Here is a 15,195-nt window from a genome sequence, read left to right as displayed (position 1 = left end):
GAGGGGGAGAGGCTCATGGGGGACCGTTCTCGAGGGGGAGGACGGTGGGGGAGCCGTCGGTGCTGACGCTAGGGGAGCGGCGCCCCGGATGACCCCGAACGGGTGACCCCAGAACGGGCCGGATGTGCGCGACGGCAGCGGATCCGGTCGTCCGACGGGCGGAACCGTCTGGAAGGCGAGCGTCCTCTCAGCCGCCTGCCACCGGCACGATCCGCAGCCGGCTCATCGCCCAGACCAGCGCCCCCGACGCGAGGAACGCGACCGCGATCCCGACGACGAACACCGACACCTGCCCGTACCCGGTCGCGGGATCCAGGAACGGATAGGGCACCCAGCCGTCCGTCGCTCCGCGGATCAGCACCACGACGAGCCAGACGATCGGGTAGACCACGACCAGCCAGAGCCTCCGCCACGGCAGCGGAGGGCGATCCGCGAGCAGCAGCCAGTCGAGCAGTCCGTAGACGGGGAACAGCACGTGCATGACGGTGTTGGCCCACGGCAGCGCCACTCCGCCCGCCACATCGGTGAGGAGGGTGTTGTAGACGAGGCCGACGACGATGATGTACCCGGTGAAGGCACCCCGCACCAGTAGGAGCCCGCCGGGCGCGGGACGGCGGCGGAGCGCGAGCACGGCGGTGGCTCCGAGCACGACGGCCAGCACGATGTTGCTCTGGATGGTGAAGAAGCCGAAGAAGTTGAACGAGTTCAGCGGCGTCCGAGAGGTGGTGTCGACGGCCGTCGCGATCACGGCGACGAGCACGGCGGCGGCCACGAGGAGGCGGAGGAGCGCGACCGGCACGCGGGCCGACTCCGCCCGGGAGGAGGGAGCGGGCGGCGTCATCGCTCGAGCGTAGCGCCGGAGCGCCTACCCTGTCCCCGTGCTCACGATCGGTGTCGACCTCGCTGCGGAGCCGGTGCGCACCGCTCTCGCCGCCCTCGAGTTCTCCGGCGGCCGAGCCGTCGTCCGCTCGCTCGCCCTCGGCGCCGAGGACACGGTGATCGTCGAGGCGGCACGGGACGCGGCGGTCATCGGGATCGACTGTGCGTTCGGCTGGCCGGTGGAGTTCGCGGCGTTCGTGTCCGCGCACACGCGGCGGGAGGTCTCGCCGCGGACGCTCGCGGGACGCGACTGGCGCCGCCGCCTCGCGTACCGCGAGACGGACCGGGTGGCCCGCGAGGTCACGGGTCGGTGGCCGCTCAGCGTCTCGACCGACCGGCTCGGGATGACCGCGATGCGCTGCGCGGAGCTGCTCGACGCCTTCGCCGCGAGCGGAGAGGACGTCGACCGCTCCGGCCGCGGACGGCTCGTCGAGGCGTACCCGGCGGCGGCGCTGCGGCTCTGGGGAGTGGACACCACGGGGTACAAGACGCGACCGGAGGCCGTGGCGCTCGCCGTGGAGTCGCTGCGACGGGCCGCGCCCTGGCTCGATGTGCCGGCGCCCGCGCTCGCGCTGATGAGCCGCTCCGACGACGCGTTCGACGCCGTCGTGGCCGCTCTCAACGCCCGCGCCCACGCTCTGGGCGCGACCCTGCCTGTTCCTCCTGAGCTGCAGGAGGCGGCGGAGGCCGAGGGGTGGATCGCGGTCCCGACCGGATCGCTCGCGGAGCTCGCGGGCTGATCCGGCCGTCTCGACCGGTGTTCGCTCAGGCCGGGATCTTGGCCCCCAGCAGGCCGGCGGCGACCTCGGCGGCCCGCTCGGCCTCCTCGACGGTCGAGAAGGGTCCGGTGGGGACGAGGGAGGGCGCGGTGGTCAGTCGGGCGTCGATCTCGAGTCGGAACCGGGGCAGCTCCGCCCCGGGAACGACGACGATCCTGACTCCGTTCCGGCTCCATCGCGCGGGTTGGATAGAAGAAATCTGTGTCATGGTGCTCTCCGCTTTCGCGATCATCCGCACGGGTGGCTGACGCCTCGACCGTGCACGCTTCACGCTACGTCCGGTGCCCGTCTCTCCGAACGGGCTTGACCTCTCAGGCTCGTCGGGCGTAACGGGTCACTGCAGTCGGTCGAGGGTGTCGCTGATCCGCCGCAGGCACTCGATGAGGACCGACACCTGCGCGGCGTCCAGGTCGGCGAGCACCTCGCCCTCGGCGGCGACGAGATTCCGCATCGCCTCGTCGACCCGCTTCGTGCCCCGCGGGGTGAGCGAGACGATCTTGCTGCGCGAGTCGGCGGCGTTCTGCTCGCGGACCACGAGTCCGCGGGCCCCTAGGCGGTCGACGCGGCTGGCGAGGTTGCCGCTGGACAGCGCGAGGTGCGTGGCCAGGGCCGAGGGTGTCATCCCGCCCTCTCCGCGCTGCCGCAGCAGCGAGAGGAGCTCGAACTCCCACGGGGCGAGATCGCTGACGGCGAAGGACTGCCGCCGCACCTCCTGCACGCGCGGGCTGAGGCGGCGGAGGCGGGAGACGACGTCGAGAGGCGCGAAATCGAGGTCGGGCAGGGCCCCGGCCCACGCGTCGATCACCAGATCGACATCGTCGTCTTCGCGCATGCCCCGATTATCCCCGCCCGGCGCGGGCGCCGACGACGGGTGGTCCGGGGAGGCGGGCGGGCCCAGCCTGTGCGGACGACGGGCGGGCCGGTCAGGCGCGGGCGGCCCGGACGTAGGCGACGATAGCGTTGGCGTGGCCGTGGCCCAGGCCGTGCTCGGTCTTCAGCCAGGTGACGACCTGCATGTGCGGCTCGGAGCGCAGACGCTCGTCGGCGAGGTCGAGCCAGTCCTGGACGGGACGGCCGTAGGTCTTCTCGATGCTCGGGAAGTACGAGGCCGGTCCCTTCGGCTTCGCGCCGTCGGCGGGCGGTTCGGGAGCGAGCACGCGGTCGGTCATGCGGTCACGATAGCGAGCCGCGGTCAGGTCGTGTAGGCCGAGGGGTCGAACCGGCCGAGCTCCTCGCGGAAGGCGAAGGCGAAGTCGGGCCAGAGCAGCGTGAGTCGCCGGTTGTCGTCCAGGTACCAGCTCTCGCAGCCGCCGTTGGTCCAGACGGTGTCGGCGCTGAGGGCGTCGAGGCGGGCGACGGAGGCGGCCTCGGCCTCGGCGGTGACCTCGAGCCGGTCGGCGCCGGAGACCGCGAGGTGGTCGAGCGCGGCGAGCACGTAGGCGATCTGCGTCTCGATCATGTGCACCGCGGAGTTGTGGCCGAGGCTCGCGTTGGGGCCGTTGACGACGAAGAGGCTCGGGAAGCCGTGGACCGCGGTCGACTCGTACGCGACCATGCCGTCGGCCCAGCGGTCGGCGAGGAGGACGCCGCCGCGGCCGCGGATGCGCCGGGCGAAGGGCGGCCGCGTGGAGTGGAAGCCGGTCGCGAAGACGAGCACGTCGACCCCGTGCGGGACGCCGTCGTCGCCGAGCGCGGCCCCCTCCTCGAGGCGCCGGAGCGGACCCGGGACGACGCGGACGTGCGGCTGCGCGAGAGCGGGGTAGTAGTCGTCCGAGAGGAGCACGCGCTTGCAGCCGATCTCGTAGTCCGGAGTCAGCACGGCGCGGAGCGCGGGATCGATGATCTGCGCCTCGAGGTGGCCGAGCGCCTCCGCCCGCAGCCGATCGATGGCCTCGGGCACGGCGACACGGCCGGCGAAGCCGAGCTCGGCGCGCCAGAACAGCTCCTCGCGGAGCCTCGCCAGGGCCCCGGGCGCGCGGGAGAGGGCTCGGCGCTCCTCCGGCGGGTACGGGCGGTTCCGGCGGGGGACGACGTACGGGGCCGAGCGCTGGAAGAGCACCACCTCGGCGGCGCGCTCGGCGAGGTGCGGCACGATCTGCACGGCGGAGGCTCCCGAGCCGACGATGCCGACGCGCTTCCCGTCGAGGTCGACGTCGTCCCGCCAGCGGGCGGAGTGGAAGGCGGGACCCGCGAACGAACCCAGGCCCGGGACGGCCGGGAGGCGGGGCTCGGAGAGGCGCCCCGCGCAGACGAGGAGGACCGCGGCGGAGTAGTCGCCCCGGGAGGTGCGCACCCGCCAGCGGTGCGCCTCCTCGTCGAAGACCGCCTCGAGCACCTCGGTCCCCAGCCGGAGCCGGGGCGCCAGGCCCTCCTTCTCGACGACGCGCTCGAGGTAGGACTGGATCTCGGCCCCGGGGGCGTAGAACGCCGACCAGTCGGCCTCGGGGGCGAAGGAGTAGGAGTAGAGGTGCGAGGGGATGTCGCAGGAGACTCCGGGGTAGACGTTGTCCCGCCAGGTCCCGCCGATCCGCTCGGCGCGCTCCAGCACGACGAACGAGGTCCCGCCGCGGCGCTCCAGGCGGATCGCGGCTCCGAGCCCGGCGAACCCGGCGCCGATCACGACGACGTCGACGTCCATCAGACCGTCGTCCTCGCCAGGACGCTGCCCGCCGGGTCGCGGTGCGGATCGGCGAGGAAGTGCTCGAGGACGGCGAGGAGCTCGGCGGGCCGCTCGGCGAGCACCGCGTGACCGGCGTCGAGGACGGCGTAGCGGGCGTCGTCGATCGCGCCGAGCAGGGCCTCGGCGCCCTCGACTCCGGCGACAGCGTCGGCGGAGCAGCCGACCACGAGGGCGGGAACCCGGCAGTCCGAGGCGGCCGCAGCGACGTCGGCCCGGGCGGAGGCGGCGAGCATCCGCGCGACGTCGGCGCCCCACGGGGAGGAGGCGGTGGCCGAGCGGACGGCGAGGAGCCGAGCGGCCTCCTCCTGCGCGTCGGGCGGCAGCATCGGCCAGAGGCGCGCGGTGCGGAGGAGGCGCTCCGTCGGGCGCAGCCATCCGGCCACGAGGGCGAGGGCGCGCACCCGCCGATCGCCCGCGGCGAGGGCCACGGCGGCTCCGAGCGAGTGGCCGATCAGGACGGCCTCCTCGGCGCCGAGCGCGTCCAGGGAGGCGCGGACCGCGGCGGGTCCGTCGAGCCAGGGGTCGCCGAGATCGGCGAGCTCGAGCGCGGCGACGCGGTGGCGCCGCGCCAGCATCGGCAGCAGCAGCCCGGTCTCGCTCCGCGCGCCCCGGCCGACGCCGGTCAGCAGCAGGACCGCGCGCGGGCTCTCGGCGCCCGCGGTCAGCAGCCGCACGGTGGCGCTGCCCGACTCGATCCGCTCCTCCCGGACCAGATCGGCCTGGCGCCGCAGGTACTCGGAGCGGGTCATGACGCCCGGCGGGTCCCGCGGACCGGGAGGCGCATCCGCTGCGGACCCGCCGCTGCGACGGGCTCCGCCCGCAGCGCCCTCTCCGGCGCGACCACGCCGTACGTCGTGGTGCGCTGGCGCCAGCCGCGGCCGATCTCGCCGCTCAGCCGGGCGACGGTCGCGATGTCGAGCGAGCGGTAGGCCTCCGCTCCGGCCTCGGGCCGCAGGGCCCCGTCGAGCAGCAGGCCGCCGAGGTCGTCCGCCCCGCCGCGGAGGAGGACCTGCGCCGCGTGCAGTCCGAGCTTGGTCCAGGCGGTCTGCACGTGGGCGATCCGGCCGTGGAGGACGAGCCGTGCGACGGCGTGCACGGCGCGGGTCTCGCGGAGGGTCGGCCCGCCCCGGCTCGCGCGCACCACGGAAGGAGGCGCCTCCGCCGGGACGAAGGGCATCGCGATGAACTCGGTGAAGCCGCCCGTCTCGTCCTGGATCGCCGCGAGCGTGCGCAGGTGCGCGAGCTGCTGCTCGGGGGTCTCGACGTGTCCGTAGACCATGGTCGAGGTGGAGCGGAGGCCGCTGCGGTGCGCGGCCGTGATCGCCTCGCGCCACTCGGCCACGGTCGGGTCCGTCCCCTCGCTCAGGACGGCGCGGACGTCGTCGTCGAGGATGCGGGCGGCGGTCCCCGGGACGGAGTCCACGCCGGCCTCGCGCAGAGCGTCGAGCATCGCGGGCAGGGTTCGGCCCGTGCGCCGGGCGACCTCGAGGATCTCGCCGGGCCGGTAGGCATGCAGGTGCAGCGAGGGCTGCCGCTGCTTCAGCGTGCGGACGATCAGCAGCAGATCGTCGCCCGGGTGCTCCGGTCCGATCGCGCCCTGGAGGCAGAGCTCGGTGGCGCCGAGCGCGACCGCCTCGTCGGCGAGCTCCTCCAGCCGCTCGACGGTCAGCCCGCCGTCTCCCCAGAGGGAGGTGTCGATGTTGCGGTTGACGACGACCGAGACCTCGTCGCCGGCGGCGTCGTGCCGCAGGTCGTCCGCCAGAGCGGAGAGGGCGTCGAGGTCGTCGCCGTCGGCTGCGAGCAGGGCGAGGTAGTCGGCGTCCTCGAGACCGGCGGGGTCCGTCTCCGCCCGGGCGAGCACGGCGCCGAGGGCGGGCGCGACCGGTCGGGGCAGGGCGTCGAGCGAGTCGCGGTAGGGCCGGGGGAGGACCGCTGCCGCCTCGTCGGCGAGCCAGGTCCCGCGGTCGGCGAGCGCCTCGACGTAGGGAGCGACGCGCGGATCGATCCAGGTGGCCGAGTCGCGGAGGTACTGCGGGTGGGCGGTCAGCCGCTCGTGCAGCCGGTAGCCGGCCGCCGCGGTGAGCCGCGCGAGGTCGTCGATGTTCGGCCAGGGGCGCTCCGGATTCACGTGATCCGCCGTGAGCGGGCTGACACCGCCCCAGTCGTCGACCCCGGCGCGCAGCAGCAGCCCGAGCTCCTGCTCGTCGGTGAGGTTCGGCGGCGCCTGGATCGTCGCCTCAGCGCCCAGCACGAGGCGCGCGACCGCGACGTTGGCCACGTACTCCTGCAGCTCGAGGTCGACCTCGTTCTGCATGGCCGTCCGCGGCTTCGCGCGGAAGTTCTGGACGATGCACTCCTGCACGTGGCCCCACCGCTCGTGGGACTCGCGGATCGCGAAGAGGGCGTCCGCCCGCTCCGCCGCGTTCTCGCCGATGCCCAGCAGCACGCCGGTGGTGAAGGGGATGCGGCTGCGGCCCGCGTCCTCGAGCACGCGCAGGCGCAGCGCCGGGTCCTTGTCCGGGGAGCCGTAGTGCACACCGCCCTTCTCGGACCAGAGGCGCTCGGCGGTCGTCTCGAGCATCATGCCCATCGAGGGCGCGACCGGGCGGAGCCGCTGCAGCTCGGCCCACGACATCACGCCGGGGTTCAGGTGCGTGACCATGCCCGTCTCGCTCATCACCAGGACGGCCATCGCGCGCACGTACTCGAGCGTCGAGGCGTAGCCGTGCTCGGCCAGCCAGGCGCGGGCGACCGGCCACCGGTCCTCCGGGCGGTCGCCGAGCGTGAACAGGGCCTCCTTGCAGCCGAGCTCGGCACCGGCGCGGGCGACCTCGAGGATCTCCTCCGGCTCCATGAAGGTCGACTCGCGCTTGGCCGCGAGCCCGCCCGGTGTCTCCACGAAGACGCAGTAGTGGCACCGGTCGCGGCAGAGCTTGGTCAGCGGGACGAAGACCTTCCGCGAGTAGGTGACGACGCCGGGCCGTCCGCGGCGGGCGAGTCCGTCGTCGCGCAGGCGGCCGGCGGCCTCCAGCAGCAGGTCGAGGTCGTCGCCGCGCGCGCCGAGGAGCTCCTCGGCGGTCACGCGCGTCAACGCCTCGCCGCGGTCGAGCCGGGCGAGCAGGGTGGCCGTGGTCATGCGGGAGCGGCCCTTCCGAAGGGGGTCGTGGCGGAGGCGGGAGGTCAGAGCGCGCGCAGCCGCGGCGCGAGGTCGCGCTCGAAGGCGTCGAAGAAGCGCTGCTGGTCGTCGCCCGGGGCGTGGAAGACCAGGTGGGTGAAGCCCGCGTCGACGTAGGGCTTGATCTGCGCGACCGTCTCCTCGGGGTCGGAGCCGACGATCCAGCGCTTCGCGACCTGCTCGATCGGCAGCTCGTCGGCGGCGCGCTCCATGTCGACCGGATCGGTCAGCGAGTGCTTCTGCTCCGGCGACAGCGAGAGCGGCGCCCAGAAGCGCGTGTTCTCGAGCGCGAGCGCCGGATCGGGATCGTAGGAGAGCTTGATCTCGATCATGCGGTCGATGGTCGAGGAGTCGCGATCGGCCGCCGCGGCGCCCTCCTCGACGGCGGGGAGCAGCTTCTCGGTGTAGAGCTCCATGCCTTTGCCCGACGTGCAGATGAAGCCGTCGCCCGCGCGGCCGGCGTACTTCGCGACGACGGGGCCGCCCGCCGCGATGTAGACCGGCACGCCGCTCTCGGGCTTGTCGTAGATCGACGCCTCGTGCGTGGAGTAGTACTCGCCGTCGAAGGTGACGCGGTCGCCCGCCCAGAGCGCGCGCATGAGCCGCACGGCCTCGCGCAGGCGGGCGAAGCGCTCCTTGAAGTCGGGCCAGGTCTGCTCGCCCGCGCCCTGGTAGCCGGTGGCGACCTCGTTCAGCGCCTCGCCGGTGCCGACGCCGAGCATGATCCGCTCGGGGTAGAGCACGCCGAGCGTGCCGAACGCCTGGGCGATGACGGCGGGATTGTAGCGGTAGTGCGGGGTTATCACGGAGGTGCCGAGGGTGATGGTGGAGGTGCGCTCACCGGCCGCGGCGAGCCAGGCGAGGGAGAACGGCGCGTGCCCGCCCGTGTGCCGCCACGGCTGGAAGTGGTCCGAGACGACCGCGGTCTCGAAGCCGTGCCGCTCGGCGCCGACCGCGAGCTCGACGAGCTCCCGAGCGCCGAACTGCTCCGCCGATGCCTTGTACCCGAGCGTGATCGTCATCTGCAGCCTTCGTGAGAGGTGGGACGGCTCCCGGAGCGGGAGCGGCCCCTCCATTCTGCGCCTGCCGCGGCGCCCGGCGGGACGGGTGGACGCACCCGGGGGAGGCGTGCCCCGATCCCGCGCTGGGGAGGAGCGTCAGGCCGGCGGAGCGGCGATGTTCACCATCCAGCCGACGCCGTAGCGGTCGACCAGCATCCCGAAGCGGTCGCCCCAGGGCGAGGCGGCCAGCGGCTCGACGACCGTGCCGCCCTCGGCCAGGCCGTCCCAGTAGCCGCTCAGCTCGGCGTCGTCGTCGCCGAAGAGCGCGATCGTGATGCGGGCGCCGCTCTCGGCCGGGCTCGAGGAGGGGGAGTCGGAGCCCATCAGGATCATCCCGCTCGGCGTGACGAGCTGGGCGTGCATGATCCGGTCCTGGTCGGCCGGATCCGCGCTCATCCCGAAGTCGCCGAAGCGGCTGGAGCTGAGCTCGCCGCCGAGGACGTCCCGGTAGAACTCCATCGCCTCCTGCGCGGAGCCGTCGAAGCCGATGTAGGGGCTCAGTGAAGTGGGCACGGCACGCCTTTCCGTCGAGGTGCGCCCAGTATCTCCGCGTCCCGACGCGAGCACCAGGGGCGTCCTGCAGAAGGTCCGCCCCCGGCCCTCAGAGCTCGTCGCGGGTGGGCGGGTTCGCGCCGGAGCGGGAGGTCGTGATGCCGGCGACGTGCGCGGCGTGGCGGCCGATCGCGTGCAGGGCGGGGCCGTCGAGGAGCATCCCGTTCGCGGCGCCGAGGCCCTGGCGGAACGCCTCGTCGAGGATCGCGCCCATCGCGGAGTCGCCGGCGCCGATCGTGTCCGCCACCACGATCCGGGCGGCGGGCACGGTCACCCGCGTGACGGCCGAGGCCAGCAGCAGTCCCTCCGCGCCGCGTGTGACGACCGCGAGCTGCGACCCGAGGGAGAGCAGCCGGCTGAGGACCTCGTCGAGCTGCATCGTCGGGTAGAGCCACTCCGCGTCCTCGTCGCTGAGCTTCACGACCTCGCACGCGGCGGCGATCCGCTCGAAGCGCGCGAGCGCCTCGGCGTGCGCGCCGACCAGAGCCGGGCGGATGTTCGCGTCGACGCTCGCCGTCACTCCGGCGGGCAGAGCCTCGAGGAGCTCGAGCACGGCGGATCCGCCCGGCTCGAGGAAGATCGCGATGGAACCGGTGTGGACGTGGGAGGCGCCCTCCGGGTCCGCCGCCGGCGGGTTCCAGGAGAGGTCGAAGACGTAGCGGGCCGACCCGTCCGCGGCGAGGACCGCCCGAGCGGTGCTGGTGCGCTCCGAGTCGCCGTGCCGGACCTCCACGCCGGAGGCCTCGAGGTGGGCGCTGATGCGGCGGCCGCGCTCGTCGTCGGCGATGTCGGTGACGAGGGTCGCGGGCCGCCCGAGTCGGGCGAGCGTGAGGGCGACGTTGGCCGGGGAGCCGCCGACGTGCTCCGTGGCGCTGCCGTCGCGCTCGACGATGTCGATCAGCGCCTCGCCGATGACCAGGGTGCGGGAAGCCGGGCTGACGCGCTCGTCGGTGGAGGACATGCCGACATCATGCCGGGTGACGGGGTCGCCCCGCGACGCGCCGGGCCGACCGGCGCAAGCGGCTCGTGTCCCGCCCGCGGTCTCAGCCCCGGTCGCGCAGGTCCGCCAGCACCGCGTCCACGGTCGTGATCTCGATCAGCGGCGCGTACAGGGACATGGCGTCGAGCGCGCGCTGGTGGTCGGCCTCGGAGGCGCCCGCGCAGGCGTCCGCGGCGACCCTGACCCGCACTCCGGCGTCCGCGGCCGCCAGCGCCGTCGAGAGCACGCAGCAGTCGGTCGAGACGCCGGTGAGCACGAGCTCGCGGGAGTCGTCGAGCTCGGCCTCGAGCTCGGGCCCCCACTTGCCGAAGGTCGTGGCGGTGATCGTGCGGTGGCCCTCGAACCCGGCCGCGAGCTCGTAGAGCCGGTCGCTCTCGGGGACGAGCGCGAACGGCCACTCGCGGTAGTAGGGGATCCACGCGCCGGCGGGCCGCTCCGGGGCGACGAAGCGGGTGGTCACGACCCGCTCGCCGAACGCCGGGAGGAGCCGGCGGGTCCCCTCGGCCGCGCGCTCGAATCCGCCGGATCCCCACGGCGACTCGGCGTCGGCGAAGACGTGCTGCAGGTCGATCGCGACGAGCAGGCTCACGCCGAGGCCTCCTGGCGGCGGACGGCCCCGCGCGAGAGGGCGAGCGTTCCCGCGAAGCCGATCACGAGCGCCACGAGGACGCCGAGGTTGGCGCCGGCCCAGTCGCCGTCGCGGCCGCCGAGCGGGCCGAGGAGGTAGCCCTCCCACTCGAACCCGGGGGAGTAGTTGACCACCAGGCCCCAGCCGATGACCGCACCGATCAGCACGAGGGCCACGGGGACCGCCGAGACGCTGCCGTAGCGGCCGCGGGAGTCGTACAGGGCTTCCTGGTCGTAGTCGCGCCGACGGAGGAGGAGGTCGGCGAGGAACACGCCGAGCCAGGCCGCGATCGGCACGCCGAGGGTGATCAGGAAGCCCTGGAACGGGCCGAGGAAGTCGCCCGCGACGAACACGACGTAGACCGCTCCGAGGACCATCAGCACGCCGTCGATCCCGGCGGCCACCGGCCGCGAGACCTTGAGCCCCGTGCTGAGCAGCGCCAGGCCCGAGGAGTAGATGTCCATCACGGCCCCGCCGATCAGGCCGAGCAGCGCGACGACGATGAAGGGGAGCAGGAACCAGGTCGGCAGGATCCCGGCGAGCGCTCCGATCGGGTCCGCGGCGATCGCGTCCGAGAGCTCCTGCGAGGAGCCGGCCAGCAGCAGGCCGACGACCACCAGCACGACGGGCGCGACCGCTCCGCCGATCGTCGTCCACGCGATCACTCCGCTCGTGCGGGCACCGCGGGGGAGGTAGCGGGAGTAGTCGGCCGCGGCGTTCACCCAGCCCAGCCCGAAGCCGGTCATCATGAACACGAGCCCGCCGATGACCGCGGCGGCCGAGCCCGCGGGCAGGGCGCCGACGGCAGCGAGGTCGATCCGGTCGAGGACGAGCACGACGTAGACCACGGTCAGCACGGCGGTCGCGACGGTGATCGCGAGCTGGAGCCGCATGATCAGGCGGAAGCCCGCGATCCCGGCGATCACGATGAGCGCGGCGACCACGATGAGCGCGACCACCTTGGTGAGCACGCCCCCGTCCCAGCCGAACTCCTCGAACACCGTCGCCGTCGCGAGCACCGCGAGGGAGGCCAGCACCGTCTCCCAACCCACCGTGAGCAGCCAGGAGATCACCGAGACGAGGCGGTTGCCGTCGACCCCGAAGGCCGCCCGGCTGAGCACCATCGTGGGGGCGGAGCCGCGCTTGCCGGCGACGGCGACCAGACCGCAGAAGAGGAACGAGACGACGATCCCGATCACGCTGACGAGCGTCGCCTGCCCGAAGGAGAGGCCGAAGCCGAGGAGGAAGGAGCCGTAGCTCAGCCCGAGCACGGACACGTTCGCGGCGAACCACGGCCAGAACAGGTCGCGGGGGCGGCCGTGCCGCTCCGACTCCTGGATCGTGTCGAGGCCGTTGAGCTCGATGCCGCTCGCGGGGCGGGTGCTCGGACGATCGGGGGAGGTCATCGCGTCCTCGTTCTCACGGGTGCCGGCCCTGCGCCGGAGCTGTGACGAACCTACAGCGCCCCGCGCTCGAACAGCAGCCGGAGCGATTCGAGGTCGTCCGCGACCCGCGCGCAGTCCTCGTCCCAGTCGTCGAGGCTCATCCCGGGGCGCCGCCGCACGGTGAAGGCCACCTCGGCGCCGTCCCCGTTCACGAGCACCCGGAGCGGATTGTCCACCACCGTCCCGTCGGGGAGCGTGACCTCGTGGTCCGCGACGCCGAACGGGTTCTGCGGGGCGAAGCGCACCTCGACCCGGCCCATCGGCGAGTCGGCGAACCAGCGTCCGTCGACCTGCTCGAGCGCGGAGGAGGCGAGGCCCGCGGCCCACCGCGGGAGGTTCGCCGGGTCGGAGACGAAGGCGTACACCTCCGCGGCCGGAGCCTCGATCACGACGCCCACGGGGCGCGATTCGTACAGGGTCATCCGCTCATCCTTCCTCTGCAGCCGGTCAGTGCTCGTCGCCGAAGCTGGCGACCAGCAGCGCGGCGAGCGCCGTCCGCTCCAGCATGCCCTCGATGCCGATCGCCTCGCTGCGCGCGTGCGCCCCCTCGCCCGGGGCGCCGAGCCCGTCGAGGACCGGCAGGCCCAGCGCGGCGACGAGGTTGCCGTCGCTCGCCCCGCCGACCGCGATCTCGCGGAGGGGGACGTCGATCCGCTTCGCGACCCGCTCGGCCCTGCGGTAGAGCGCGGCGACGGAGGCGGTCCGCTCGAAGACGGGCCGCTCCCAGGAGCCGCGCACCTCCAGCCGGATGCGCGGGTCGGCGGCGGCGAGCGCGTCGAGCTCGGCCTCGACGCGGGCGGCCTCGGCGGATCCGCGGATCCGCGCCTCCAGCTCCAGGCGCACGCGGGCCGTCGTCACGTTGACCCGCGAGCCGCCGGAGACCACTCCGATGTTGACCGAGGTGCCCTCCTCCTCCCGCGCGATCGCCAGCACCCGCGGGATCAGCGAGCCGAGCTCGTGGATCGCGCTCGCCCCCTTCTCCGGTTCGACCCCGGCGTGCGCCTCGACGCCGACCACGTCGATCACGAAGCGCCCGATGCCCTTGCGCGCCGTCTTGACCGCGTCGCCGATCGCGCCCTCGAACACCAGGACCGCGTCGGCGCCCGCGCACTGCCGCTCCAGGAACGGGCGGGAGGCGGCGCTGCCGATCTCCTCGTCCCCGCTCATCACCAGGCGGACGGCCGGATGCGGGACGCCGGCGTGGCGGAGCGCGGCCACCAGCCACACCATCTGCACCAGCCCGGCCTTCATGTCGTAGCTGCCCGGTCCGCTCAGGCGGTCGCCGTCGACGGCGAAGGGCCAGGAGCGGGTCGTGCCCAGGGGCCACACCGTGTCGTAGTGGCCGAGCAGCGCCACGAACGGACGCGTGCCGCGGTGCGGTCTCGCGCCGCCGCTCGCCGGGACGGTCCAGCTGGTCGCGGTCGGCGCGTCCTGCGCACGCTGGTGCTGCACGTCGGCGTCGTGCCCGAGCCGCTCTCCCACCCAGTGCACCAGGAAGGCGTGCAGCTCGCCGAGCGCCTCGAGGGAGTCGCTGGGGCTCTCGATCATCACGAGGTGCCGGACGTCGTCGAGCATCCGCGAGCGGTTGTCGCGGAGGAAGGAGCGCACGCGGGCGGCGTCGTCGGCATCGGGGAAGGTCATCGACTCCGGAGTACCAGAGTGCGGCCGCTCGCGCGAACCGGCTGAACCGTTCGGGCCCCCGTTACGTTGGTGCAGGAAGAGGTGGAGATGTCCGAGGATCAGGCCCAGATGCTGCGTGCGCTGCACGACGAGCACGCAAGCGCGCTCTGGCGGTTCGTGCTGCGCCTGACCGGCGACCGCCAGATGGCGGAGGACGTCGTGCAGGAGGCGCTGCTGCGCGCCTGGAAGCACCCCGAGATCCTCGCCCAGGGCGAGGCCGCCGCCCGCTCCTGGCTCTACACCGTGGCCCGGAACCTCGTCATCGACGACCGCCGCAGCGCCCGCTACGCCCGGGAGCTGGGCACGGACGAGGTCCCCGAGCGCCCGACCGCCGACCGCACCGACCAGGTGCTCGACGCCTGGCTGCTCTCGGACGCGCTCAGCGGACTGAGCCACGACCACCGCGCCGTCATCGTGCACGCCTACTACGGCGGCCGCACGGTCACCGAGATCGCCGCGCTGCTGGGGATCGCCCCGGGCACCGTCAAGTCTCGGATGCACTACGGGATGCGGGCCCTCAAGCTCGCACTGCAGGAGCGGGGGGTGACGGAGCTGTGAACCGCGACCCCTCCTCCGACGACCGGCACGACGACCCCTTCCGCGACTGGGACGCCGCGTACCTCCTCGGATCCCTGACCGCCGCCGACCGCCGCGAGTACGAGCTGCACCTGCGCGCCTGCCCCGGCTGCCGCGAGTCCCTCGCCGAGTTCGTCCCGCTGCCGGGCCTGCTGGTCCACCTGCCCCAGGACGAGGCGATGCGCCTGGTCGAGGAGCCGGAGGCGGCCGGCGATCCGGCTCCGGCGGCACTGCTGACCCGCCTCGCCGCGGCCACCGACTCCGTCCGCCGCCGGACGCGGCTGCGCATCGCGGGCCTGGTGCTCGCCGCCGCGGGCGTCTCGGCCGCCGCAGCCGTCGCCCTGCCGCTCGCGATCGGCCCGTCCCTCGCCCCCGTCGAGACCGTCGGCTCGACCGTCTCGCTCGCCGCGGCTCCGGGCGTCCCCGTCGAGGCCTCCGTGCGGTTCGTGCCGCAGCAGTGGGGCACGCGGATCGACATGGACTGCAGCTGGGCCGACACGGCCGAGCAGTACGCGGGCTCGGCCGGCTACGTCCTCTACGTCACGGACACCTCGGGCGGCACCGAGGCCGTCGGATCGTGGACGAGCGCGCCGGGGACGACGATGGAGCCCAGCCTCGCCACCGGGCTCCCGCTCTCCGAGATCGCCTCGGTCGAGGTGCGGCTGCAGGGATCGGACACCGTCGTGCTCACCGGCCGCCCCTGAGCGGGCCGCCGGATTCCCAGGTGCGCGCTCGGCGGA

The 15,195-nt window shown here is 74.0% G+C and carries 17 protein-coding genes; 3 read left to right on the top strand and 14 right to left on the bottom strand.

Annotation, left to right across the window (positions count from 1 at the left end; all coding sequences use genetic code 11):
• Window positions 1-187 precede the first annotated feature (187 nt).
• Window positions 188-841, bottom strand: coding sequence for a Pr6Pr family membrane protein (locus C5B95_RS12650; protein ID WP_104349327.1), 654 nt, complete (start codon window positions 839-841; stop codon window positions 188-190).
• 37 nt (window positions 842-878) lie between these two features.
• Between C5B95_RS12650 and C5B95_RS12645 the strand changes: the two genes are divergently transcribed.
• Window positions 879-1,619 carry a DUF429 domain-containing protein gene (locus C5B95_RS12645; RefSeq protein WP_104349326.1) on the top strand — a complete coding sequence of 247 codons (741 nt, stop codon included), beginning with the start codon at window positions 879-881 and terminating at the stop codon, window positions 1,617-1,619.
• Window positions 1,620-1,644: 25 nt separating this feature from the next.
• Here C5B95_RS12645 and C5B95_RS12640 read toward each other — a convergent pair whose 3' ends face one another.
• The 13 genes from C5B95_RS12640 to C5B95_RS12580 all read right to left on the bottom strand — a co-directional run bounded on the left by C5B95_RS12640 (window position 1,645) and on the right by C5B95_RS12580 (window position 13,840).
• Window positions 1,645-1,866, bottom strand: a complete 222-nt coding sequence (locus C5B95_RS12640; protein ID WP_146076606.1) for a hypothetical protein — start codon at window positions 1,864-1,866, stop codon at window positions 1,645-1,647.
• A 126-nt stretch (window positions 1,867-1,992) separates the two neighbouring features.
• Window positions 1,993-2,490, bottom strand: coding sequence for a MarR family winged helix-turn-helix transcriptional regulator (locus tag C5B95_RS12635; protein WP_104225059.1), 498 nt, complete (start codon window positions 2,488-2,490; stop codon window positions 1,993-1,995).
• 91 nt (window positions 2,491-2,581) lie between these two features.
• Window positions 2,582-2,827, bottom strand: coding sequence for a DUF4287 domain-containing protein (locus tag C5B95_RS12630; RefSeq protein ID WP_104225060.1), 246 nt, complete (start codon window positions 2,825-2,827; stop codon window positions 2,582-2,584).
• Window positions 2,828-2,850: 23 nt separating this feature from the next.
• On the bottom strand, window positions 2,851-4,296 hold the full coding sequence (locus C5B95_RS12625) for an NAD(P)/FAD-dependent oxidoreductase (RefSeq protein ID WP_104349325.1): 1,446 nt from the start codon (window positions 4,294-4,296) through the stop codon (window positions 2,851-2,853).
• Complete coding sequence (locus C5B95_RS12620) at window positions 4,296-5,087, bottom strand: alpha/beta fold hydrolase (RefSeq protein WP_104226457.1); 792 nt, start codon at window positions 5,085-5,087, stop codon at window positions 4,296-4,298. Before C5B95_RS12620 ends, C5B95_RS12625 begins: the two co-directional genes overlap by 1 nt.
• Window positions 5,084-7,474 (bottom strand): 7,8-didemethyl-8-hydroxy-5-deazariboflavin synthase CofG, encoded by a 2,391-nt coding sequence (gene cofG, locus C5B95_RS12615; RefSeq protein WP_104226456.1) that lies wholly within the window; start codon window positions 7,472-7,474, stop codon window positions 5,084-5,086. Before cofG ends, C5B95_RS12620 begins: the two co-directional genes overlap by 4 nt.
• Before the next feature lie 44 nt (window positions 7,475-7,518).
• Window positions 7,519-8,535, bottom strand: a complete 1,017-nt coding sequence (gene fgd, locus C5B95_RS12610; RefSeq protein WP_181068076.1) for a glucose-6-phosphate dehydrogenase (coenzyme-F420) — start codon at window positions 8,533-8,535, stop codon at window positions 7,519-7,521.
• 135 nt (window positions 8,536-8,670) lie between these two features.
• A complete protein-coding gene (locus C5B95_RS12605; RefSeq protein ID WP_104349324.1) occupies window positions 8,671-9,087 on the bottom strand; it encodes a VOC family protein in 417 nt (138 codons plus the stop codon).
• 88 nt (window positions 9,088-9,175) lie between these two features.
• The gene (locus C5B95_RS12600) at window positions 9,176-10,087 is read right to left on the bottom strand and encodes a carbohydrate kinase (RefSeq protein WP_104232867.1); all 912 of its coding nucleotides are present in this window, start codon (window positions 10,085-10,087) and stop codon (window positions 9,176-9,178) included.
• Window positions 10,088-10,169: 82 nt separating this feature from the next.
• Window positions 10,170-10,715 (bottom strand): cysteine hydrolase family protein, encoded by a 546-nt coding sequence (locus C5B95_RS12595; RefSeq protein WP_104291636.1) that lies wholly within the window; start codon window positions 10,713-10,715, stop codon window positions 10,170-10,172.
• On the bottom strand, window positions 10,712-12,160 hold the full coding sequence (locus tag C5B95_RS12590) for a cytosine permease (protein ID WP_104349323.1): 1,449 nt from the start codon (window positions 12,158-12,160) through the stop codon (window positions 10,712-10,714). Before C5B95_RS12590 ends, C5B95_RS12595 begins: the two co-directional genes overlap by 4 nt.
• Before the next feature lie 50 nt (window positions 12,161-12,210).
• Window positions 12,211-12,621 carry an SRPBCC family protein gene (locus C5B95_RS12585; RefSeq protein WP_104249452.1) on the bottom strand — a complete coding sequence of 137 codons (411 nt, stop codon included), beginning with the start codon at window positions 12,619-12,621 and terminating at the stop codon, window positions 12,211-12,213.
• Window positions 12,622-12,646: 25 nt separating this feature from the next.
• Window positions 12,647-13,840 (bottom strand): M20/M25/M40 family metallo-hydrolase, encoded by a 1,194-nt coding sequence (locus C5B95_RS12580; RefSeq protein WP_104238334.1) that lies wholly within the window; start codon window positions 13,838-13,840, stop codon window positions 12,647-12,649.
• 87 nt (window positions 13,841-13,927) lie between these two features.
• Here C5B95_RS12580 and C5B95_RS12575 point away from each other — a divergent pair, with 87 nt between their 5' ends.
• Window positions 13,928-14,437: a sigma-70 family RNA polymerase sigma factor gene (locus C5B95_RS12575; protein WP_104225070.1), complete on the top strand. Its 510-nt coding sequence runs from the start codon at window positions 13,928-13,930 to the stop codon at window positions 14,435-14,437.
• Window positions 14,434-15,159: an anti-sigma factor gene (locus tag C5B95_RS12570; RefSeq protein ID WP_104349322.1), complete on the top strand. Its 726-nt coding sequence runs from the start codon at window positions 14,434-14,436 to the stop codon at window positions 15,157-15,159. The genes C5B95_RS12575 and C5B95_RS12570 overlap by 4 nt, the downstream gene beginning before the upstream one ends.
• Window positions 15,160-15,195 lie beyond the last annotated feature (36 nt).

The organism is Rathayibacter sp. AY1A7 (assembly GCF_002930845.1).
Classification (GTDB): Bacteria; Actinomycetota; Actinomycetes; order Actinomycetales; family Microbacteriaceae; genus Rathayibacter.
This window is presented reverse-complemented; position numbering and strand designations above follow the sequence as displayed.